This window comes from Corallococcus sp. M7, assembly GCF_054512695.1.
On the sequence record NZ_CM137252.1, the window covers coordinates 2,444,867 to 2,468,456 of the forward strand.

Genomic DNA, 23,590 nt, shown 5'->3' on the forward strand with positions numbered 1-23,590 from the left:
CGAAATCGATGCACGGAATCCGTCCGCCCCCCGCACGGGGCCGTCAGTCCCAGCCCCGCAGCTGGACGCGCACCCGCCGCAGCAGCAGGTCCCACTCCTGCCGCTTCAAGGTCGCCATCACGCGTCCTGCGACGATGGTGAGGCCCGTGAGGGTCATCACCAGGAAGCCGATGCGGTGGTCCCGCAGGCCCGCGTCGAGCAGGTTGGCCACCACGTCCAGGAGCAGGAACAGCGTCCCCAGCGCCAGGTAGGCGCGGATGCGCAGGGCCATGCCCACCGCCACGCCCAGAAGACAGACAGCGCCGAAGACAACCGCATACGTGCCATCCTCGGACTCGCCCATGCGGGTTGCCAGCTTCGCCGCCGCGGGCACGTAGAGCAGCAGGCCGCCCAGGATGCGCACCGCGTTGCGAGCCACGTGCGGGAGGCTGGACGTGAAGAGCTGTCCCATCATCAGGAGCAGCAGCCCGAGCGGCGCCAGGTATATCTCCAGGCCCTCCAGGCCGAACGCGAGCGCGGCGATGAGCAGCGCCAGGTTGCAGGCCGCGGCGGCGAACGCGCCGAACATCCGGCTGCGCTCCACCGCGCCCAGCGCCGCGTACAGCAGGCCGGAGCCTCCCGCGAGCAGGGCGGCATCGCCCGTCGCATCGCTCGGGAGGATGAGCGCCACCGCGATGGGCAGGAGCGCCGCGAACCGCCGCGTCGCCTGCTCCACGGGACGCACGCCCGCCCTGCGCGCCAGCACCGTCACGCCCACGAGGACGAAGCCCAGCGACAGCGCGAAGAGGGCGTCATGCTCGGGGCGGAGGCCCTGCGCGTACAGGCCGCGCACCAGCGCGTAGACGCCCACGACGGCCATCTGCACGAAGTAGACATGGCGGCCCGTGTGCTCGCGCCACGCGGCGTGCAGGGACACGCCCACGGCCAGCGCGATGGCCGCCAGCGCCATGGGCAGCACGTCCTCGGAGGCCCGGCCGCCCACGGCGACGGCCGCGAGCAGCGCCGCGCTCGCCACCAGCCACAGGTCGCGGCCCCAGCCCATGCCTCCCGCGACGTCCGCCCGGCGGCGGGCCGTCACGCGGCGGGCGGCGTGGAGGGCCAGCGCGCTCCCCGCGGCGGCCAGCGCCAGCGTGGCGCCAGAACGGCTGAAGAGGACCCCATACGCCGGGCGCCAGGGAGCCGTGGCTTGCGCGAGGACCACCATCCCCGTGGCCACGACCGCGCCTCCGGCGACCATCGTCCCGAGTCCCGCGATGAACCCGGCGAGCGCCCCGCGCCACTGGAAGGCCGCCACGAGCAACGCCGCCGAGAGGAGCCCCAGCGTCAAGGGGAGCGCGGCGGAGACCATCCACGTCCCGCCCAGGCCTCCGAGCATTCGCCACACGAGGACGGGGACCGCCAGGGTCGGGGACGTGTCTCCCGTCACGGCCAGCGCGTACAGCATCGCCGCCGTGAAGCTGGGGATGACCGCCAGATGGGCGCGCAGCCGCGCGCGGCCAACGTCATGCCCCCGCCGCTTCGCGAGCCACGGAGCCACGACCACCACCGCGAGCCCCAGCAGCGCGAGCGTCGGCCCCGGCCACGCTTCGATGCTCGGGGCCAGGTGGGCCCGGGCATGCACGAGCAGCAGCAGGCCCACGCCCAGGACACCGCGTCCTTGTACGCGCGCCCCGCCGATGAACAGCACCAGGCCCGTGCCGAGGACGAGTTGCGCGGAGAGCAGGCCGGGCTGGAAGAAGGCCGCCGCCACCACGAGCCCCACGGCGGTGAGCGTCTCCCTGGGCAGGGCAGCGAGGAAGGGACCCGGACGGTCATCGGTGCCCAGGGACAACAGCCGCCGGAAGAACGCACGTCCCGCGTCCACGCGGGCCACCGCGACCGCGAACACCGCGTAGACGAGCCCGGCGGCGGCGATGCCCGCGAACGCCTGCTGCCACAGGAGGAAGCGTGTGCTGCCCGAGGGCATCCAGACCGCCGGGTGCATCCATCCCAGTGAAGGGCTGATGAGGTGTTCCGCCGAGGCGCGGATCCACTTCCCGTCGGGAGGCATCAGGGCCACCAGCGGGCTGCCGAGCAGCGACTGCTGAGCGGCCCAGATCGCGGCGCCGGGAAGCCCCAGCAAGAGCCCCCAGTGCGCCAGGATCCGCGAGCGGAACGAAGCCGCGAGCAGGACCGTCAGCAGCGCGGGCCCCAGCACCAGGAGCGGCGGCACCAGGCCCAGCGTGCGCGACGGATCCGGCAGGCCCACGACGACGGCCGAACGCAGGAGCAGCACGGCCAGCACGGCCATGCCCACGTGAGGCACCCAGTGATACAGCGGCCCGTGCCTGGGCCTCTCCAGGCGCTGGGCCACCCACGGTCCCACGCGCCGCAAGCCCAGCGCCAGGAACCACAGCGCGATGCCGATGAGGGGCACGCGCCAGGCGGACACGTCGGGAGGAAGCGGCCGGCCCGCGCGATTGACGGCCCCGGTGAGCGCGATGAACCCGCCGCTCAGGGCGAGCGTCACCACCGAGCCGCGCAACTGGAACGCCACGAAGCCACGCGACACGAACGCCAGGAGCGCACCCGCCGAGAGCAGCACGCCCGCGAGCAGGGCCACCGGACGCTCGGCGCTGTCGGGCAGGGCGATCCAGTTGACGAGCGTGATGACCGCGAGCACGGCCTGCACGAGCGCGGCGCCCGCGAAGCCATCCGTGAACAGCGGCCGTCCCCGAGCACCGAAGGGCAGGGGGAAGACGTCCAGCAGTCGCCGTCCCTTCACCGTGTCGACGCCCTGGCCGCGAAGCATCGCGAAGAGCGCGAAGCCGAAGGTCAGGCCCGACGCCACGAGCGCGGCCCGTGCCGAGGTGAAGTCAGCGACCGTGCCCAGCCCCTGCGACACCGTGAGCGAGAACCCCATGGCGGCCAGGAAGCCCACGAGCCGGCTGCCATCGCGCCGGACGCGCAGCAGCAGCACCGCCGTGGCCAGCGCCGTGGGCAAGCAGGCGAGCACCGTCGAGAAGGGACCCGCGACCCCCGCGAGCACGTCCGGCAACACAGGCGCGACCCCCAGCGCCCGAGCCACCCCGAGCGCGGCGATGGCCAGCGACAGGTCCTCCAGGGGCCGCAACGCATCCTTCAGCCCCTGGCGCGCCAGCCACACGGACTGCGCGAGCCCGCCCAGGCCATAGAGCACCGCCGCGAGCGCGAAGACGCCCAGGCCCGCCGCACTGGACGCGAGCCACGGAGTCCCGTCCACGGTCGAGAGCGCCCCGAAGAGCAGCGCGACACCGCCCAGATAGTGGAGGCCCCGCCACTTCCACCGCCCTGCGAAGTGGGCCGCGAACGCGATGACCGCTCCCGTGTACGCCTGGGGCCAGGGCGCGTTCGTCCCCTGCGTCCAGGCCAGCACGGAGAACGCGGGCATCGTCGCCAGCGACACGACGACACTCCACGCGAGCATCCGGTTGCGCAGGACGGCGGAGTACGTCACGCGAGCCAGGAGCATCAGCCCGGAGGCCACCGCCGCGACGCCAAAGCACCACCACGCCGGAACGTCGGGCGCCTGCACGCGCGCGATGAGCGCCCCCGCGAGCAGTGAGGCCATGACGGCCGGATGCACCAGGGCCCGGCGGCGGAACTCCAACAGGAAGAAGACGAGCGCGGCCAGCACGGGTGCGCAGACGGAGGCCGTATCCACCCAGGTGTCCTCACCCGGGAAGACCGAGAACGCGCCGAGCGCCCCCGCGAGTGCACCGCTGGCGACCACCGCGTGCGCCAGCGTCTCGAACACCGGGGCCGCGCGGGGATGGAAGGCCCGGACGCTCTCCGAGGACGCGCCCGCCGCCACCACCGCGCCCAGCGCCACCGCCCACAGCACGAGCCCCGCGAACAGGGGCGCCCCGGGCTCCAGCGCATCGAACCCGGAGGGCGCGCTCGCCACGCAGAAGACCGCCAACCAGAGCGCGCCGTAGATCGCTGCGCCCACACTGGCGAACGAAGCCGCGCCCGCCCGCACCTGCCAAGGCGATGCCTCGACCGCGCCAGCCTCCGACGTCCGCGCCTGCCACGGAGATGCCTCGACCGCGCCAGCCTCCGCCGCGCGCGCCTGCCGCGGCGATGCCTCGACCGCGCCAGTCTCCGCTGCCCGCGCCCGCGATGCTTCGAGCGCCTCTGCGTCAGCCTCCGCCGCCCGCGACTGCGATGTTTTGAGCGCGCCCTCGCCCGCATCCGCCGCCTGCGCCCGCCATGCCTTGAGCGCCACCACGCCCGAGTCCGTTGCCCGCGCCCGCCACAACGACGCGCCGAGCGCCACCACGCCCGCGAACGCGCACAGCGCACGCAGCCAGGGCGCATCGTCCCAACCCATCAGCGGGAGCCCCGCCAGGAGCGACGGGAACAGCGCCACCGCGAGGGACGTGGCCGAAGTCCCGGGCCACAGCCGTCCCGCTGCCCGCAGCGGAAGAAGGGCAACGGCCGCGACGCAAATCGCGGTGGGAATGCCGACCTTGGGCGTCAGCGCCACCAGGGCCGACAGCGCGATGAACACCACCGGCAGCAGGCCCAGCCCGATGCCCGCGAGCACACGCCCCGCCGACTTGGAGCGCCGCGCCAGGAACGTGCCCAGCCCGATGAAGGCCGCGTGGTAGCCCAGGAGCGCGCCCGTGACGATGAGCTGCCGGGGCACTCCACCCAGCGCCCGCCACGCCTCGCGCACGCCCATGAGCGAGCCGCCCAGCACGAGCACCGCGCCGAGGAACCACCAGATGTACTCGTGGAGGCGGGGAGGGTTGTCGCCCTCATCCAGCGCGATGACCGCCTCCAGCCCACTGCCTCCCAACGAGTCCAGGTGCCCCCGGCCGAACAACGCCTGCCCCGACCCCAACGCCGAACCCATGTCCTCCTCGCTGGAGGACTCGCCGTCATCCAGCGCCACCACCCGCCGTGCCGCCCGTTCACGCGAGGACTCACCGACGTCCAGCGACGATGCCCGCCGCGCCGCCTGCTCCCGCTCCGCCCGCGCCGTCTCATCCAGCGAGTGCGCGAGCGAGGCCAACCACCCCGGACGCCATCCACCCGCGCGACGCAGCGAACCGGCCACGTCATCCGCCCAGGCCTCCACGCGCGCCGCGGAGTCGAGCTCCGGCTCCGCCGGAACCGGAACCCCCACGGCCTCGGGCGAGGACTTCTCCACGACGCTCACGACCGGTTCAGACGACGCCGCGAGCGAAGCCTCCAGCCGCTCCGCCGTGTCCGCGTCCAGCAACCCATCGAAGCGCCAGTGCTCGATGCGCCGTCGCATCCGCGCCAGCACGAAGTCATCCAGGTGCCGCCCGGCGGCGGGCACGAGGGCGGCACCGCACTCCGGGCACAGGGGCCCGGAGTCCGGCGCACGCGGTTCCGTACAGGCAGGACAGAGCATGTGCCGCAGCATACCGGGGCGCTCACACGCGGCGTGTCGTCCTTGGTGACACTGTCACTTCAGGGAGCCCGGCCATGGCCTCCACGGCCGGGCTCCCCGCCACGTTGGACTACAAACCGTCGTGGTAGCACCAGCCGGTGGTGCGGTCGTAGCCGCCACCGGACAGGGGGTAGTTGATGAAGCCCAGCTCCTCACCCGGACCGCACTCCGACCGGGCGCGGGTGTAGGGCTGGCACTTCGTCTGGCCATTCAGGCTGACGCACGCGCCGCGCGCCCCTTCCGTGCCGCAGAACTCGGCGTAGGTCTTGGTGCACGTCTCACCAATCAGGGCGGGGTCGAAGTCGAAGCCGAGCGGCTCCAGGACCGACTGCTCGATGCACGTACCGTAGACGCCGCAGATGGTGCCCGTGGGGCAGCCGGGGACCGCCGCCATCGGGTCGCACGTCTTCAGGCACTGCCGGTCATCCGTGAACAGGTCCGAGCACGCGAAGCCCGGCGCGCAGTCCGTCGTCGCCGGGTGGTTGGCGTCCACCGCGGGCGTGCGGGTGCAGGCCGCGCCCTGCGTGCCCGTGCCCTGCGACTTCTCCAGCGTGCCGTCATCCGCGAAGTAGTTGTCCGCCACGCAGGTGTGACCCGGCACGCTCGCCGTCCACGAGCCCTCGCGCGGGTCGCAGCCCATGGGGCGCACGGTGTTCCAGGTCGCGTAGCGGATCCACTTGCACTCGCCACCCGGGACCACCGCGCTGCCCTTGTAGGGCGCGCTGAGCGGCGCCGCATTCACCGACTCGCGCAGCGTCACGTTGAAGAGCACACCCACCGACTGCTGCGGCGACACCTTGAGCGCCAGGAGCAGGGCGCCCGAGTCCGCCACGAACAGCTTCTGGCCCGTCGTGCCCGCGTCCTGGTAGCCATAGACGCACTGCTCGCAGGTGAAGGTGTTGGCGCCGCCGGCCGCCAGGTCATGCACGCCCGTCTGCGTGTTCACGTCCAGCCGCACGAACGCCGTGTCCTTCAGCGCCGGGTCTCCCAGGCCGTTGAACGTGCCCTGATAGGTCGGCTGAGCGCCGTACATCACCGGCGTCAGTTGGACGCCGTTGGACAGCGCGCCCATGGTGATCTCGGTACACCCCGCGGGTGGGCTGAGCTCATGCGCCTGCTGCTCCAGGACCTTCGCCTGCTCCTCCTGGCTGGGGGCCGGCTCCTGCGGCTGCGGCTCCACGGCACAGCCCGTCAGCGCCAGCAGGGAAAGCACGGCACTCCAACGCCACGCACGAAACCCGAGGCTTCGAGTCGTCATTGTCATTCTCTTGGATTATGGTTTTCAGGCTGCCAGGGGGGAGTGACAGCCGATCCGGGGAACCCGGATGCGCTATTGATTACGCGAAGATGTCTTGAATTGACAATCCCGATTCGACATTGTGGTGCGATTGTTATTGTCGTGAAATCCGTTACGGATGGGATGTGATCAGGCCCGCGGGAATCTCAAGACAAGAGTCCCCGCGGGCCTTCGCATTTCCTTACAAGGGAGGACCTTGGGTGGAGACGCGCAATTGCTGGCTGTTGATGGCCTGCGCGAGCTTGAGGATCAGCTCGCGGGTCTGCCCCGGCGTCAGTTGCTTGCGCAGGGCGAGGAACTCACCGCGCTCCCGGTCTCCCCAGCGCCGGGCGGAGACGCTGGTGTCCATCAACTGGTGGGCCTTCGTGAACGCCTCCAGATTCGCCTGGGAGGCGGGCGGCTCGGGCCGTGCCTTGGAGTCCGGAGCGCTGGCGGGAGCATCCGCTTTCGTGGCCTGGAGTTCCTCCCGGACCATGCGGCGCAGATCCTCCTTCAACGCGGGCACGTCCAGCCCCGCCACGACGGCCGGAGTGTGACGGGGCGCCGCCTCCAGGCCGTGCCGCAGCGCCCGGAGCTCCTCTTCCATCCGTTCCAGTCGGTGGGGTTCTTCCGCCGCAGGCGCCACCGGGGCGGCCCACCGGGCCAGTCCAAAACCCGTCCCCACGGCGGCCACCAGCGCGGCCACCTGGAGTCCCTTGGATGCCATCGCCATGGGTCGTCCCCTGGCTACAACTTCTTCGGGGCCTGGGTGGAGGCGTTGCGCACCTCGATGTGCGTGCAGTTGCCGGTGCTGTCGTAGTCCCCCCGGATGAAGGAGTCTGCCGTCACCGTACCCACGAGCGCGATGAGATCCGGGTCGAAGATGCCGCAATAGAACTGGTTCCCGTTCGCGTCTCGGGCCCAGATGTATGCGTAGGTGAAGACGCCCGCCTGGATGCCAATGTCGATGTATTGGAGCGAATCCGTGCTGTTCCGGGCGCTTCCGAAGGAGCCGGTGACGATTTGAAGCGTGGTGTCAATGTCGACAGGGTAGTCGTACCGCCACCCCGCCCACGCGGTGCTGCTCATGGCCAACGCGGCCACTCCCGCCGCAACGACAGACGCCTTCTTCCACATGGAATGTCTCCAGTCTCGATGGGCACGAACGTGAAACGAATCAGTGAGGCCTGGCTCCCGTGCCAGCCGGTGCCGCCATTTCACGTACCATCGGGGTCTGACACTCCAGGTGCTAGGGCTTCTTGTTGCGCTCCCTCAGCGCCTTGCACGGGTCGTCCTCCGGCATGGCCGGCGTGAACCACACGTAGTCGTAGGGCAGGGTGGCGGCGCCAACGACAGCCGCGTAGTCCTGGGGGTTCAGCGCCTCCGGTGACACCTCCAGCAATGCCACGCTCAGGACCGTGACGTCCTTCACGCGGCGCTCCAGGTGCGCGGGGACGCCCCGGTCCTTGCGGACGTGGCCGTTGCCGGTGATGAGGACCGCGCCGTCCGCGGGCACGGTCTCCAGCAGCCGGTCCGCCATCATCGCGTCGCGCGCCCGCTGCGCCAGCGCCATGGGCTCCAGCATCTCTTGGGGAAGCTGTCCGCAGTGCGAGCGGTCCAGCTCCTCACGGACCGCCTTCGCCTCCGCTTCGGGCACGGGCGCCTCCAACCCCAGGCGCGAGCGCAGGTCGGAAGGAAGCGCCTCCGGGCCCTTCATCACCAGCTCCCGCACCTGCGCGCGGGGCAGGTTGGCGGCGACGATGGGCAGGTGTGCCTGGAGGCCCGCGGTGAACACGGGCTCGTAGAGGCTGAAGGCGGGCCAGCCGCCGTGGGCCCAGTCCACCGCCTTCGCCAGGCCCTCCACGTCCTCCGGATGGGCCTTCAGCGCCGCGTCCACGGCGGGCTGCTGCGTGACGTCCAGCATCTCGAAGGCGAGCGCGGGGCGCTGACCGGAGGCCGTCCTCGCGCGCACCAGCTCCGCCTGGAGCCGGTGGTGATCCGGGTGGTCATGACGTTCGCCCAGGAGCACGAAGCGCGCGGGCACCACCGCCGCGCGCAGGGCGCTCTCGTCCACGAAGCGGCCTCCCGCCACGTCCCAGATGCGCCCCACCAGCGGGTGCTCCTGATGCAGCGTCGTGGCCCACTCCCGCGCGGGAGGAGGGGAGGGCTGCTGCCTGCTGGCGCAGCCGAGGGACAGCGCGAGGACGAGGGCGGTCGAGGTTCGCGTCATCCCTTCATCTCACCCAGACCCCGTGTGGATTGCCCGCCGGAAAGCGGTGGGGGTCTCGCTCCCGGACATTGCGTCCGGGAGGACGACCGGCGGCGGCCCGCCTGCCCCACGGGGAATCAGTGGGCGGGTTCGCGGTCCCCCCGGCCGGGAAACCCTGCTCGGTAGGCGACGGAAAAGGCCGTCCTGGCGGAATCCAGCGTTGAAGTGGGGGGAACAGCTGGCTAGGTCCACATCAGGTCACCTCGTCCACGCGTCCCGCACCCCTCGAGTCTCCCCTGAGCCGTCCGACGAACGAACAGAACGCGCCGCAGCCGGTGGAAGCCGCGGGGGCCGCGCCTCGTCCCGAGGGATGGCTGGCGACGTTGCGCGGCGGGAGCGTGATGGGGCGGCTCATCCTGGAGCGGGACTGGTCCGGGACGCCGCTGGGGCCCATCTCGTCGTGGCCGCCGACCCTGCGCACCCTGGTGAGCATGTGTCTGACGACGCGCTTCCCCATGTTCATCTACTGGGGGCCGGAGCGCGTGCAGCTCTACAACGACGCGGGCATCCCCATCATGGGCGCCAAGCACCCGGACCATGCCCTGGGGCCGCTGCGCGACGTCTTCCCGGAGCTGTGGCCCCACCTGGGGCCCATGTTCGACGCGCTGGAGCGCACGAAGCAGGCGAACTGGGCGGAGAGCCAGCCGCTGCCCATCCAGCGGGGTGGCTTCGCCGAGGAGGCCTACTTCACCTGGTCCTACACCCCGGTGCTGGATGACGAAGGCGCGGTGGTGGGCTTCTACACGCCCGCCCTGGAGACGACAGGCCAGGTCCTGGGGCAGCGGCGTCTGCGCACGCTGCACCTCCTCACCCAGCGCGCGGGCGGCACGGGCTCCGTGGAGGAGGCGTGCCGGGCCGGCCTGGACGTCCTGGCGGAGAACCCCGCCGACCTGCCCTTCACGTGGCTCTACGTCACGGAGGCGGACGGCGCGCGAGCCTCGCTCGTGGGCTCCACCGGCATGGGCGCCCGGAGCGCGGCGGTGCCCGCGCACCTCGACCTGCGCGCGCCGGAGGACGGAGGGCTCCTGGCTCCGGTGGCTGCCACCCGCCAGGCCGTGCGGGTGGAGGACGTGAACGGGTGGCTTGGAGCACTGCCTCCTCAGGAGGCCGCGGAGCCGCCCCGGTCCGCACTGGTGCTGCCATTGCCGCACGCGGAAGGGGACCGCGACCTGGGCTTCCTGGTGGTGGGCCTGAGCCCGTCCCTGAACCCCGAGGGCGAGTACCGGGGCTTCCTGGAGCTGGTGGCGGGGGCCCTGGCCACGGCCGCCTCCAGCGCTCGCGCGCGGCAGGAGGCCGTGGAGCGGATGGAGCGGCTCGCGGCGCTGGACCGGGCCAAGACGGCCTTCTTCAGCAACGTGAGCCACGAGTTCCGCACGCCCCTGACGCTGATGCTCGGGCCCGTGGAGGACGCGCTGTCCGACACGGCGGAGCCGCTGGCGCCGCGTCTGGCGGAGCGGCTGTCCCTGGTCCAGCGCAACGCCACCCGGCTGCTCAAGCTCGTCAATACGCTGCTCGACTTCACCCGCGCGGAGGCAGGACGCGTGCGCGCGGCCTTCCAGCCCACGGACCTGTCCGCCTTCACCGCGGAGCTGGTGAGCCAGTTCGAGTCCATCGCGAAGCGCGCCCAGCTCACCCTCACGCTCGACCTGCCGCCCCTGGCGGAGCCCGTCTGGGTGGACCGCGAGATGTGGGAGAAGGTTGTCTTCAACCTGCTCTCCAACGCGATGAAGTTCACGTTCGAGGGGGGCGTCCACGTCCAGCTGCGCACCGGGGACGGCCAGGCGCGGCTGACGGTAAGGGACACCGGCAGTGGCATCCCGGAGGCGGAGCTGCCGCACATCTTCGAGCGCTTCCACCGCGTGGAGAACGCCCGCTCGCGCAGCCACGAGGGCAGCGGCATTGGCCTGAGCCTGGTGCAGGAGCTGACGAAGCTGCACGGCGGCACCGTGAGCGTGACGAGCGTGCTGGGGCAGGGCACGACCTTCCGTGTCGCGGTGCCCCTGGGCACCAGCCACCTGCCGCGCGAGCAGCTCGTCTCCGAGGGCAAGGGGCCTGAGCACTCCGTGGCGCGGAGCGCGTCCGCCTACGTCGAGGAGATCCGCGGCTGGCTGGGCTCGGCGGCGGGCCACGAGGAGGGGGCGCGGGCTCCGGAAGGAGTGCGGGCCACTCCGCTGCTGCCACCGATGTCCGCGAGGGTGCTGGTGGTGGACGACAACGCGGACCTGCGCACGTACATCACGGGGCTGCTGGACGCATCGCTGACGGTGGAGACGGCGGAGGACGGCTACGCCGCCCTCCAGGCCATCCGCGCGCGTCCGCCCGACCTGGTGTTGAGCGACGTGATGATGCCGCGCCTGGGCGGCTTCGGTCTGCTGCGCGAGCTGCGCGCGGACCCCCGGCTGCGGGCCATTCCCTTCGTCCTCCTGTCGGCGCGCGCGGGCGAGGAGGCCTCGGTGGAGGGCCTGGAGGCGGGCGCGGATGACTACCTGGTGAAGCCCTTCTCCGCGCGTGAGCTGGCGGCGCGGGTGCGCACCCAGTTGGAGATGGCGCGGGTGCGCCGGGAGGTGGCGGAGCTGTCGGCGCGCGAGGCGGTCCTTCAGGACGCGGTCCGCGCGCGGGACGAGTTCCTGTCGGTGGTGAGCCACGAATTGAAGACGCCGCTGGCGGGCTTCCGGCTCCAGTTGGATCTCATCGAGCGGGGGCTGGGACCGGACGTGCGCGCACGGCTGGGCGAGCGGCTCCTGTTCACGCGGCGGCAGGTGCACCGTCTGGCCACGGTGGTGGAGACGCTGCTCGACATGTCCCAGCTGTCCTCGGGGCCGGTGCACCTGGACGTGGAGGACGTGGACCTCTCCGCGCTGGTGACGGAGGAGGTGGCCCAGGCACGAGAGGAATTGTGCCGCGAGGGCTGCGAGGTGGCCGTGCGCGTCGCGGGCCCGGTGCGGGGCCGGTTCGACAAATCGCGCGTGGAGCAGGTGGTGCAGGGCCTCTTGTCCAATGCGTTGAAGTACGGCCCGGGCAAGCCGGTGGAGGTGCACCTGGATCAGGTGGACCCGAGCGCGCGCCTGACGGTGGTGGACCACGGCATGGGCGTGCGTCCGGAGGACCGCGAGCGCATCTGGCAGCGCTTCGAGCGCGCGGTGTCCGTGCGCAACTTCGGAGGCCTGGGTCTGGGCTTGTGGATCGCCCGCCAGGTGGTGGAGGCCCACGGAGGCACTGTGGGCGTGTCCGAGACGCCCGGGGGCGGCGCCACCTTCACGGTGTCACTGCCCCTGGCGGGTCCGCGAGACTGACGGAGCGTTACTTCGCGGGCGCGAACGAGTTGATTATCACCGGTGAGGAGCAGGAGATGAGCGTGCCCGGGCCGGCCTCTCCCGTACACGCGCGAATGGTGAGACGAGGGCCGTTGGGGAAGTTCCGGAAGCACTGCACGTCCGTCCCTGCGCCATTGGAGTTCCAACACCTCGTATCGCTTCCCGTGCCCTGGTTGTAGATGGTCGCCACGGCGGAGTGGCCATCCGCCGCAGTGTCCCGGACGGTGAAGGTGTCGGTGTTGGAGTTGTAGAACACGGTGGCGCCAGGGTGGACGATGGTCGTCACCTCGCTCTGGGTGACATTGCCCTCCGAAGGAGCCTGCGAATCACCCTCCTCGGGCATCCCGCCACAGCCGAACAGCAGCCCACCCACCATCAACGCCAGCGCAGGAATCGAACGGGTCATCGTTTTCCCTTTCGTCTGTGAATGCGGGAGCGCATCCATGGATGAAAGGGATAGTTGGATTTGGTTGGTATGTCAAACTAGTCAGGAATTGCTGTTTTGGGTATATCTTTGTGGCGCCCCCGGAAACAGCAAGGCCCGCACTCTCCGTGGGGAGAGGCGGGCCTCGGCTGTCTGGCTATGGGCAAACCGCTACTTGGAATCCACCACCAGCACCATCCACCGGTCGGTGGCGTGGTCGATGCGCACGTTGGCGGCGCCGGCCTCCTGGAGCTGCTGCACCACGCGCTCCAGGAACTGGAGCTGCTCCGCGGACGCGTCCACGAACACGTTGCGCGAACCCGGGCCCTTCGCCTTCGGCTTCTTCGCCGGCGCCGCACCCGCGTGCAGCTCCGGCGCCGCCGCGGCCTTCAGCAGCGTCCCCGCGTCCTCCGCCGTCACCTCGGACCGCTCGTCCTGCACGTCCACGTCCTGCTCCTCCTTGGGGGCGGCGACCGGAGCGGCGGGCTGCGAGGCCAGCTCCTTCTTCGCCTGTTCGCGCAGCTCGTTGAACGTGCGCAGGTTGATGGTGGCGCCGAAGCGGTCCTTGAAGCTCTCCAGGGCGTCCTGGCGGCTCAGGTCGGGCTGGTTGCGGAAGAGGTCGAGCAGGAACGCGTGACGCTCCTGCGACTGCTCCTGGGAAGTCCTGGGCATGGTGGTGTGGCTCCGGCGGTGTGGCCGCTTGAAGAAAGGCGGCGCACCCTATACCCGAGCCTCCCCCCGGAACGAAAGCCGGGCACCCCTACCGCCCGCGAGGCCCCGGACGCGGCGTGCGGCCCCCACCCCGAGGCCCGGACGGACGCGGCTGCGCGGGACGCGGCCACGCGTTCGTCGCCAGGCCCTCCTCGGCATTCGAGCCCTCCGACGAGGCACGGCGCAGGCGCGCGGCCTCCGCGGCGGACTCCGGCGGCACCAGCGCCTTGGGACCCCGGCCGATGAGGTCCTCGCGCCCGGCCAGCTTCAGCGCCTCGCGCGCCAGCGGCCAGTGCTCCGGGTTCCAGTAGAGCAGGAGCGCCTTCTGCAGCCGCTTCTCGCGCAGGCCCTTCGCCGTGTACACGGGCTCCATCTTCAGCGGATCCAGGCCCGTGTAATACATGGCCGTGGCCACCGACATGGGCGTGGGGATGAAGTCCTGCACCTGGCGGGGCCGCTTGCCCTTCTCCTTCAGCCACTGCGCCAGCATCACCATGTCCTCCAGCGTGGAGCCGGGGTGGCCGCTGATGAAGTAGGCGATGTCGTACTGCTCCTTGCCCGCGTCCTCGCTGGCGCACGCGAACATGTGCTGGAAGCGCTCGAAGCTCTCGATGCCGGGCTTCTTCATCTTCTCCAGCACGCGCGGCGACACGTGCTCCGGCGCCACGGACAGCTGGCCGCCCACGTGGTGCGCCGCCAGCTCCTTCACGTACTCCGGCGAGCGCTCCGCCAGGTCGTACCGCACGCCGCTCGCGATGAAGACGTGCTTGATGCCCGGCTCCTCGCGCACCTGCTTCATCAGCGAGATGAGCGGCCCGTGGTCCGTCTGGAGGTTCTCGCACACGCCCGGGTGCACGCAGGACAGCTTGCGGCAGCGGCTCTCGATGTCCTCGCTCTTGCACTTGAGCTTGTACATGTTCGCCGTGGGGCCACCCAGGTCCGTGATCGTCCCCCGGAAGTCCCCCATGCGCCGCAGCTCGCGCACCTCTCGCAGCACGCTCGCGGCGGAGCGGCTCTGGATGACGCGCCCCTCGTGCTCCGTGATGGAGCAGAAGGTGCAGCCGCCAAAGCACCCGCGCATCAGCACCACCGAGTGCTTCACCGTCTCGTAGGCGGGGATGGGCTCCTTGTACATGGGGTGCGGCACGCGGTTGAACTTCAGGTCATACAGCTCATCCATGGCCACCGTGGCCGTGTCCCCGGGCTTCTGTCCGGCGCCGTCCTCCAGCGGCCGGGCGGGCGGGTTCATGTAGATGGCGCGGTTGCCGTGGCGCTGCGCGATGGCGCGCGCGTTGCCGGGGTTGGTCTCCAGCTGGAAGTCCCGGCTCATCACCGCGAAGGCGCGCGTGTCCGCCACCACGTCCTCATAGGAGGGCAGCACCACCACCTTGTCGTGGTCCGCCGCGCGCCTGGCCGGGTCCGCCTCCAGGACCTTCATCGCCGCGTCGTTGATGAGGTGCGCGGTGCCCCGGATGTCCTTCAGGTCCTCGATGCGCTCGCCCCGGTGGAGCCGGTCCGCGATCTCCCAGATGGGCCGCTCGCCCATGCCGAACACCAGCAGGTCCGCCTTGGCGTCGAAGAGGATGGAGCGGCGCACCTTCTCGCTCCAGTAGTCGAAGTGCGCGATGCGCCGCAGGCTGGCCTCGATGCCGCCCAGCACGATGGGCACGTCCGGGAAGGCCTCCCGGCAGCGCTGCGCGTAGACGATGGAGGCCCGGTCCGGCCGGCAGTTGGTGCGTCCGCCCGGGCTGTACTGGTCCTCCGAGCGGTTCTTCTTCTGGGCCGTCAGCCGGTTGAGCATCGAGTCCAGGTTGCCCGCCGCCACCCCGAAGAAGAGCCGGGGCGCCCCCAGCGCCTTGAAGGGCTCCGCCGAGTGCCAGTCCGGCTGGGGGATGAGCCCCACCTTGAAGCCCCGCCCCTCCAGGAAGCGCGCGATGAGCACCGGGCCGAAGGCCGGGTGGTCCACGTAGGCGTCGCCGCTCACGATGATGATGTCGCACTGCTCCCACCCCCGGGCCTGCATGTCGGCGCGGGTGACGGGGAGGAACGGGTGGGCGTAACGCGGGGTGATGGAGGCCATGGCTTGGGTCCCCTCAACAACGGGGGGAGGCCCAACCAACCCCATCAGGGCGGGCGCTGTCCACTGCGACGGCCGCCTGCCCCCCTGTTCCCCGAGGGACCGGCAACCCGTCAGGTCGTCCAAATCCAGACACGGAGTGCGTTGTTTCTCGACTCCTCGCAAAGACAGACAGCCGGGTCATTGGGGCTCCAACAGGGTGTCTGTGTATACCTGGACCTGGGTACAAGATTGCCCGTATTGCTAGAAAAATCCGATTGTGGCAGAGAATTGCTCACGGGCCTGACTGTCATTGTCTGACGTCAGGACCGCTCCCCTCATCCCCGCACCGCCCTTCTCCTTGGAGAGAGTCATGTCCTTGCGCCGTCCTCTGTCGTTCTTCGCCTCCCTGCTGATGCTGGGCGGCTGTGGTGTGGAAACCCTGGAGGAGGGCGCGGCACCGCGTCAGTCCAAGGCCGCGTTGCACACGGGCATCGACCTGGCGGCGACCGGGCTGGGCGTGACGTGTGACGACGGCCAGGTGGCGACGGTGACGGGCTTCATCGTCAACGAGGCGCCCACGGGCATCGACCCCTCGGTGGCGGGCATCTACGCCGGGGACCCGGCCGAGGGCGGCACGCTGCTGGCGACGGTGAACGTGCCGTGGCTGGTGGGCAAGGAGCGCCATGCGTTTGAGGCGGCGGTGCAGGTGCCGGAGGGCACGCAGAAGCTGTTCGTGGTCGCGGACGCGTTCAACTTCTTCCCGGAGGACAGCGAGGAGAACAACACGGCGTCGCTGACGCTGGCGGCGGGCGGTGGCTGTCTGGTGAACCAGGCGCCGGTGGCGCTGTGCAAGAACGTGACGGTGTCCGCGAACGCGTCGTGTGGGGCGTCCGCGTCCATCGACAATGGCTCGTATGATCCGGACGGCTTCCCGCAGCCCTTGAGCATCACGGCCAGCCCGGCGGGCCAGTACCCGGTGGGCACGACGCCGGTGACGCTGACGGTGTCGGACGGGATGGACTCGGCCACGTGCTCGGCCACGGTGACGGTGGTGGATGATGCCGCGCCGGTGGCCGGGGCGAGCAAGAACCTGGTGCTGGCCCGCACGCTGGGCGCGGACTACAAGACGGTGACGCTGGCGGACTGCGCGCAGCCGGCGGTGGACACCTGCGGCGGGACGCTGGACCTGCAGCAGTCGGCCTCCATCATCCGCGTGGAGTCGGATGAGTCCGAGGACGCGCTGTTCAGCCTGGCGCTCTTCAAGTGCCAGGACATCAAGCTGAGCGCGGACCGCAAGTCCGCGCAGCTGCGCGCGGAGTCCAGCCTGCTGGGCAATGGCCGCGTCTACACGATGGTGTACTCGGTGGAGGACGCGTCCGGGAACGCGACCCTCGGCACCTGCAAGGTGAAGGTGCCCAGCCTCCAGGGCATCCTCTCCGTGGGCGTGGGTCCCGCGTACTGCCAGGGCGAGGGTTGCCCGGCGGGCACGGGCGGCGGGCTGCTCTGCCCGCTGCTGTAGCCGCCACGGAGCTTCAATGCGGTGGATGACGGCCCGGGTCCGCGAGTGTGCGCGGCCCGGGCTGTCGTGCGTGAAGGGGTGTGGGCTTCACCGGTGGTGCAGGCGTGCGAGGGGCCCCCGCGTGCGTTGACGCAGATCGCTGCCTCCCCTAGCTTGGCCGGCTCCCGGCACCGCCCCTTTCCGAGGTGAGGAAGGGCCGCGCCGCGAGCACCCCGTATGATGCGCAGGACGGACGAGGAGTCGGGTCAGGGGGAGGCGCCGCGGGACGAGCGTGCTCCGGATGACCTCATGCCCGTGCTCCGCGTGGAGTACGACACCGACGTCCAGGAAGGCCAGGCCGCACCCATGCTCCGGGTCCGCTCGTCATGGCCGCCGCAGGAGTCGGAGGACCCCACGCCCGCGCCGAAGGCGGAGGTGAAGGGCAGGGCGTCCGCGAAGGCGAGGACGCTGACCTTCCGGGAGCTGGACTCCGCGGCGCTGGCCTCCATGCCGGCCTCCCACCGCGTGAACCGCGCGGTGCCCCCGCGTCCCGCTGTGCAGCCTGATGCAGGTGTGGCGGATGCCTTCGTGCCTGCGCGGGACCGCGAGCTGTCACGACCGGCCGGACCTGGCACCGCCAATGCGGAGCCCGTCGCTGCTACCGCCTCGATGAACGCCGTCGAGGCGAACGCCGTCGCCACGGACGCATTGGCGGGAGAGGTCATCGAGGATGATGCTCCGCGCCCGGCCGACGCTGGCGCTGGCTCAGCTCGTGCTTCGAGCAACGAGGCGCTGGTGCCGCCCGGAGTGGGGCCCTTGGACGCTAACGCCGCTTCAGGCGCGTCGAAGGTTCGCGCTCCGAAGCCCCCCGCGCCGAACCTCGTCCGCGTGGATGACATTGCGGACGCGCGTCCCCCGGAAGACGCACCGGCCCGCGATGTGTCCGCCTCCGGCGATGTCACCCCGGCGGAGCGCGAGGCCATGCAGGCCGCCGTGTCCTCCGGGCGCCGCCGGGAACAGTGGGTCGCCCCCACGTACCTTCCGGAAGACCTGCGCGACGCGCTGGTGGCCGAGCGCAGCCAGTACCGCGCGCAGCGGCTCCAGGATGCACGCGAGGTGGGCATGGCCGGGCCCGGTGTGCTGGGACTGGTGCCCGTCCCCGCCGCGGATCCGGACTGGTCCGGTGGCTCGCTGCTCGGCTTCCTGGGCGAGGAGCTGGTCTTCGCCGGCAACATCGTCCACCTGGACTTCGAGTCCGGCCGCGTCTTCGCCTCCTCTGACTCCGGTGAGGACCTGGACCGCCGCGTCCTCTCCTGCGAGCGCTGGTGCTACCGGCCCTATGACTTCGCGGAGGCCCTGTGCGCCGCAGCCGCCGCCTACGAGGACCGCGTCACCGACCTCTCCAACGCCCTGGCGCGCGCGAAGGGCGAGCTCCTCCCGTCCACGCCATCTCCGCGCGACGCGGAGCTCATCCCCGTGGACCGGCTGTGGCGTCAGCCGTGGGGCAGCATCTGGGGCCCTCCCGGCACCGGCAAGACGACGGCCGTCGCGGACCTCATCGCCCGCGCCCTGCGCGCCTACCCCCATGAGCGCATCCTCGCGGTGGCCCCCACCAACCGCGCCGCGGACGAACTGGTGATGCGCGTCAGCGCCCTGCTGGAGCGCGACCCCATCCCCCTGCGCCCCCTGGCCCGCACCATCTTCCGTGGCGGCACCGGAGCCAGCGAGGCCCTCCACAAGCTGCCCACCGTGGCGCTGGAGGAGAACAAGACGAGCAAGCTGCTCAACACCATCCAGGAGCGCGAGCGCGAGCTCACCCTGGAGCGGGCCCGGGGCGGCGCCGCGCCGGAGCTCGCGCGCATGCAGGCGGAGCTGCGCAGCCTGCGTGGCCGCGTGAAGGACCCCACGCTGAAGGAAGCGGAGAAGGGCGACAGCCCCCTCATGGTCCTCACCGTGCACCGCGCCCTGCGGCTGGTGTCGGAGCTGGAAGGCGAGGAGACCTTCCAGCGGCTCGTGGTGGACGAGGCCGGCATGGTGACCCGCGCGGCGACGGCGCTGCTCGCCCCGCTGGCCCGGCAGGTGACGCTCGCGGGAGACCCCAAGCAGATCGGCCCCGTGAGCCGCGCGGCGGAAGGAGCGGGGAAGGGCACCCAGACGTGGCTGCGCGCCAGCGCCCTGTCCCACCTGGAGGACGCGGTGAAGGACGCGGAGCGCCCGGACGTGCTGCTCCTGCGCACCCAGCACCGCATGCACCCGGACATCGCGAAGGTGGTGAGCCACTTCTGCTACGGCGGCGCGCTGGAGGACGGCGACCTCGTGAAGGACCGGGCCCAGAAGCCCCCGCCCGTGCCCGCCTTCCCGTCCCGCGCGATGTGGCTGGTGCTGGATGGCCTGAGCCGCGACACCCGCCGCCTCACGCACGGCCGCGGAGAGACGGGCTCCGGCTACCAGCGCGAGCTGTCCGCGGAGCTCGCCGTGACGCTGGCCCGCCAGGCCGTGCGCCTGGGCCTCACCGTGCTGTGCGTGACGCCCTACCGCGCGCAGGCGGCGCTCTTGCGCAAGCTGGGCAACGCTGCGGGGCTGCGCCACGACATGTTCAGCGCCTCCACCATCCACCGCCAGCAGGGCACCCAGTACGACGTGGTGATGGTGGACACCGTGGCCGGCGGACGGCCCTTCCCGCCGCACACGCTGGTGCCCATCCTCAACGTCGCCGCCAGCCGCGCGAAGGAATACCTGCTGGTGCTCGCCTCGCGCGCGGAGGCCCGCGCCTCGCCCGTGCCCGCGCGCTTCCTGTCGCTGCTCCCCCGCGTGCGCGTCCACGCCGGCACGCCGCCGAAGCTGGAGCTGCTCGCCACCCAGCCGCGTCCGCCTCCACCGCCCCCGCCGCCGCTGGTGCCCGTGGGCCTGGGCGGTGAAATCGCGGGTGGCAAGGACACGGGGCCGCTCTTCACGCAGGAGCAGGTGTCCCTCTTCGAGCGCCGCTTCGATGACGGCCACCACCTGGTGCGCGGCGTGGCCGGCAGCGGCAAGACGTACGTGCTGGCGCACTGGGCCGCGCGCTACCTGCTGGAGAACCCGCGCGCCCGGGTGCTGGTGTCCTTCTACAACCGCTCGCTCGCGCCGCTCGTGGACAAGCTGCTCATGGAGGCGCTCACCGTGCGCGCGGGCCCGGAGCAGCTCCGTCCGCTCCGCGCCCAGGTGACGGTGAAGCACGTGGGCGCGCTGCGGCGCCTGGAGCCGCACACCTTCGACGCCGTCTTCGTGGACGAGGCGCAGGACATGGACGCCAAGGACCTGGCCGCCCTGCACGCGCTGGTGCGCCCCCGCGTGGGCGAGGACGGCCGCGAGTCCCGCTGCTTCCAGTTGTTCATGGACGACTCGCAGAACGTCTACGGCCAGGTGCCCATCGACAGCCTGAAGGAGCAGCTCCCCGAAGGGCTGTCCTTCCGGGGTCGCACCCGCGTGCTCAAGGAGACCTTCCGCGCCACGCGCGACATCCTCGACGTGGCCTTCAACGTCGTGCTGGACCCGCTGCGCCAGCACCGCGTCACCGACCCCGGCATGCGCGAGTACATGAAGGCCGGAGAGCTGGCCCGCGAGCGGCTCCTGTGGCTGCCGGAGGAGACGCTGGAGGGCCTCTACCGCGTGCAGTCCACCGAGCGCGGCGGCGTGCTGCCCCAGGTGAAGGACTTCGCCTCCAGCACCAGCGAGGCGCGCTGGGTGGCCAAGGAGATCGCCCGGCTCGTGCGCGAGGAGGGCGTCCACCCCGGCGACATCCTGGTGGTGGCGCCGGTGATGCCCGCGTCGTTCACGGACGCGCTGCGCAAGGCGGGCGTGCCCGCGGAGGCCTACGGCGGCAAGGGCGGACGGGACGTGACGGACTTCCGGGTGAGCGGCGTGGACCACGTGCGCGCCACCACGGTGTTCTCCTGCAAGGGCCACGAGTGCCCCGTCGTCTTCTTCGCGGGCCTGGAGGCCCTGGACTCCATCGAGGCGTGGATGGCGGGCGCCCGCCAGCGCAACGAGCGCGAGAACGAACGCATCCGCCGCGCGATGTTCTACGTGGGGGCCACCCGCGCGATGAAGCGCCAGTACCTCACCGGCGTGCGTGGGGGCCGCTTCCTCCGGGTGGCCGCGTCCTACGTGGAGACGCTGTCCGGCCACCGCCCGGCGCCCTGAGACAGGGCGCGGGACTTGTTACATCCGCCAGCCGCCAGGAACACCCGCGCTCTTGCCGAACGCCGGCTGCGCGTACACCTCGCGGAAGCGCGCACGCAGCAGGTCGAACGTCTGCTGGAGGTCCGGCGCCGCGGCGCGCGCATCCGGCAGCTGTCCGCCCATCCGCGCGAAGCAGCGGTTCATGGCGCCATCCAACCACTGCGTCACGGCCGCGGTGTCCTGGTCCTGGAGCCGCTCGAACACGGACAGGGCGCGCTCCAGCGTCTCGCCGACCAGCTCCGTGGAGTCGACCACACTCCCAGCGCAAAGCTTCGCGGCCCGAACCTCCAGGGCCGGACGATGCTTGCGAACAAACTCCCCGAAGGCATGCAGATTCACGGTGACCATTCTTAACCCTTCGCCCCCTCGATGTCAGAACGCCGGACGCGAAAATCCTTGGCTGCCGAACACCGTGAATCGTGTCGGTGGAAAAGGGTGGTGGGATGAATCATGTATCACTCTCCGTCCTGGCAAGCGAGGGACCGGGAGCAGTTCCTCCGGGCCGTGGGTCGAGCGGGCCACCCGGTGGGAGCGGGCAGACCCAGGGGGCCGGCGTTGTTCTCCGGCGCGTTTCAAGGAAAGCGAGAGACATGCGGCGCACGGTGGAACTGACGGACATGGCAGGGAATGACGAAGGGCCGCGTGTCCTCTTGTTGCCCGGACTGGGTGCGCGTGGATCGGGCTTTCGTGAGCTCGCCCTGCGGCTGACGGACGTGGCGCGTCCCGTCATGGTCGAGTACCCGGAAGGCGAGCATGCCGCGTGCGGCGCGAGGGCCCTGGCGGAGCAGGTGCTGCGCGTCACGGGGACCGTGGACGCGGTGGTGGCCAGCTCCTTTGGCGGCATGGTGGCGGCGCACCTGGCCGCGGGCGGCGCGACGCGCGGCGTTGCTTTTCTGGGAGCCTTCACGCGTACCGAGCACGTAGGGCCTCGCGGAAGGCTCATCGCGATGATGGGACCCATCGCGGTGCTGGGGCGTCCCGGGCGCGTCGCGGCGTCGCTGGCGGCGTGGCGGCCGGTGGCCTCGCATCTGGTGGCGGACGTGGTGCCCACCACGACGCGGGAGCGATTGACGACGCTGCGGCGCGCGTTCTCCATCCACGCGGAGCCGCCGCCGCCGGACCTGCGCCCGCTGAACGTGTCGTGTCTGTGCATCCAGGGGGACCGCGACGTGCTGGTGCCGCCGTCCTCGCTGGAGCGACTGGCCGCGTCGCTGCCGGAGGGCACGCCCCGGCACCTGCTGCGCGGCGCGGGGCACGTGCCCTATTTCTCGCACCCGGAGGAGTGCGCGCGGCTGCTCACGCCGTGGCTCCAGGCGCTCGCGCCCGCGGGGCTCGCGGCGCTGGCGGCCCGGGAGCTCAGGCCCGACATGGGCTCCGTGGCTTGACACGGCGCGCGTGGGCGACGGATCCACCCGCCTGGCGGGGGGGTGTACGGATGCGGGCCCGGGAAGTAGTTTCGCCTCCGCCGATGTCGACCCGTCCTCTTCGCGCGCTCCTCTTCCTGTCGTTCCTGTCCACGGCCGCACAGGCCGCACCGGAATCGGCCCCCGGGCTGACCGCCTCGCCCGTGCTGCCCACCGCTCCGGCCCAGGCCGCCGCTCCGGCGCCCGCGCCCCAACGCACCGTCCTGCTGCTGGGGGACAGCCTCATCGCCACGGGCTTCGGGGAGTACCTCCAGAACCAGCTCGCCGCGCACCCTCGCATCCGCTGCGAGCGCCGCGCGAAGTCGTCCACGGGCCTCGCGCGGCCGGACTTCTTCGACTGGCTGGAGGTGGGCCAGCAGGAGGTGCAGCAGCACCAGCCGGACGTGGTGGTGGTCATCCTGGGCGGCAACGACGGGCAGGCCCTGCACACGCGGCAGGGGCGCGCCACCGTGGCCTGGGGCAAGCCGGACTGGCAGGGCGAATACCGCCAGCGGCTGACGGACTTCGTCACGGCCATCTCCGCGCCGGGCCGCAAGATCGTCTGGCTGGAGCTGCCCGCCACGGGCCGCCAGCGCTTCGAGCAGAAGCTCACGGTGATCCGCGACCTGCAGCGGGAGGTCATCGCCGCGCGCGGGGACGCCGTGCACCTGGACACGCGGCCCTACTTCACCGACGCGCGCGGCAAGGCGCTGAAGCAGGCCCGCGTGGAGGGCTTCCGCAAGCCCATGCGCCTGCGCATGACGGACGGCGTGCACTTCACCGTGGCCGGCGGGCGCTACTTCGCGAACAAGGTGTACCCGGAGGTGCTGGGCGTGCTGGGCCTGGAGCACGCGGCGCCCGAGGAGCAGCACACCTCGCGCCCCGCTGGCACTCCGGCGAAGCCGGCGATGCAGGCCCTGGCTCCGGTCGTCCCGGCGGCTCCGGAAGCGCCCACGAAGCCGTAGCGGCCTC

General features: G+C 71.5%; 14 protein-coding genes. 5 read left to right on the top strand and 9 right to left on the bottom strand.

Translation table 11 applies throughout. From position 1 onward, the window contains the following. Positions 1-43: 43 nt before the first annotated feature. The 5 genes from ACX114_RS10310 to ACX114_RS10330 form a co-directional block, all read right to left on the bottom strand. Positions 44-5,416 (bottom strand): hypothetical protein, encoded by a 5,373-nt coding sequence (locus tag ACX114_RS10310; RefSeq protein WP_459297119.1) that lies wholly within the window; start codon positions 5,414-5,416, stop codon positions 44-46. A gap of 97 nt (positions 5,417-5,513) precedes the next feature. After that, positions 5,514-6,656 carry a hypothetical protein gene (locus ACX114_RS10315; protein WP_459297121.1) on the bottom strand — a complete coding sequence of 381 codons (1,143 nt, stop codon included), beginning with the start codon at positions 6,654-6,656 and terminating at the stop codon, positions 5,514-5,516. A 265-nt stretch (positions 6,657-6,921) separates the two neighbouring features. Beyond that, entirely contained in the window at positions 6,922-7,452 is a 531-nt protein-coding gene (locus ACX114_RS10320; protein ID WP_459297123.1) for a hypothetical protein, read from the bottom strand. A 14-nt stretch (positions 7,453-7,466) separates the two neighbouring features. Continuing rightward, positions 7,467-7,856 carry a hypothetical protein gene (locus ACX114_RS10325; RefSeq protein WP_459297125.1) on the bottom strand — a complete coding sequence of 130 codons (390 nt, stop codon included), beginning with the start codon at positions 7,854-7,856 and terminating at the stop codon, positions 7,467-7,469. A gap of 112 nt (positions 7,857-7,968) precedes the next feature. Further along, entirely contained in the window at positions 7,969-8,949 is a 981-nt protein-coding gene (locus ACX114_RS10330; RefSeq protein WP_459297127.1) for a ChaN family lipoprotein, read from the bottom strand. Between the two features lie 380 nt (positions 8,950-9,329). Between ACX114_RS10330 and ACX114_RS10335 the strand changes: the two genes are divergently transcribed. Next, positions 9,330-12,281 (top strand): hybrid sensor histidine kinase/response regulator, encoded by a 2,952-nt coding sequence (locus tag ACX114_RS10335; protein ID WP_459297129.1) that lies wholly within the window; start codon positions 9,330-9,332, stop codon positions 12,279-12,281. Between the two features lie 7 nt (positions 12,282-12,288). Here ACX114_RS10335 and ACX114_RS10340 read toward each other — a convergent pair whose 3' ends face one another. From ACX114_RS10340 to ACX114_RS10350, 3 genes are all read right to left on the bottom strand, one after another. Next, positions 12,289-12,708 carry a hypothetical protein gene (locus ACX114_RS10340; protein WP_459297131.1) on the bottom strand — a complete coding sequence of 140 codons (420 nt, stop codon included), beginning with the start codon at positions 12,706-12,708 and terminating at the stop codon, positions 12,289-12,291. A 189-nt stretch (positions 12,709-12,897) separates the two neighbouring features. After that, the gene (locus ACX114_RS10345; RefSeq protein ID WP_459297133.1) at positions 12,898-13,398 is read right to left on the bottom strand and encodes a hypothetical protein; all 501 of its coding nucleotides are present in this window, start codon (positions 13,396-13,398) and stop codon (positions 12,898-12,900) included. A gap of 88 nt (positions 13,399-13,486) precedes the next feature. Further along, positions 13,487-15,517 (bottom strand): YgiQ family radical SAM protein, encoded by a 2,031-nt coding sequence (locus tag ACX114_RS10350; RefSeq protein WP_459297135.1) that lies wholly within the window; start codon positions 15,515-15,517, stop codon positions 13,487-13,489. A gap of 349 nt (positions 15,518-15,866) precedes the next feature. Between ACX114_RS10350 and ACX114_RS10355 the strand changes: the two genes are divergently transcribed. Both ACX114_RS10355 and ACX114_RS10360 read left to right on the top strand, forming a co-directional pair. Beyond that, positions 15,867-17,015 (top strand): hypothetical protein, encoded by a 1,149-nt coding sequence (locus tag ACX114_RS10355; protein WP_459297137.1) that lies wholly within the window; start codon positions 15,867-15,869, stop codon positions 17,013-17,015. Between the two features lie 288 nt (positions 17,016-17,303). Then, the gene (locus ACX114_RS10360; RefSeq protein ID WP_459297139.1) at positions 17,304-21,176 is read left to right on the top strand and encodes an AAA family ATPase; all 3,873 of its coding nucleotides are present in this window, start codon (positions 17,304-17,306) and stop codon (positions 21,174-21,176) included. An 18-nt stretch (positions 21,177-21,194) separates the two neighbouring features. Here ACX114_RS10360 and ACX114_RS10365 read toward each other — a convergent pair whose 3' ends face one another. Beyond that, the gene (locus ACX114_RS10365; RefSeq protein WP_459297141.1) at positions 21,195-21,470 is read right to left on the bottom strand and encodes a hypothetical protein; all 276 of its coding nucleotides are present in this window, start codon (positions 21,468-21,470) and stop codon (positions 21,195-21,197) included. A 335-nt stretch (positions 21,471-21,805) separates the two neighbouring features. Between ACX114_RS10365 and ACX114_RS10370 the strand changes: the two genes are divergently transcribed. After that, positions 21,806-22,600 (top strand): alpha/beta fold hydrolase, encoded by a 795-nt coding sequence (locus ACX114_RS10370; protein WP_459297143.1) that lies wholly within the window; start codon positions 21,806-21,808, stop codon positions 22,598-22,600. Between the two features lie 83 nt (positions 22,601-22,683). After that, positions 22,684-23,583, top strand: a complete 900-nt coding sequence (locus ACX114_RS10375) for an SGNH/GDSL hydrolase family protein (RefSeq protein ID WP_459297145.1) — start codon at positions 22,684-22,686, stop codon at positions 23,581-23,583. Positions 23,584-23,590 lie beyond the last annotated feature (7 nt).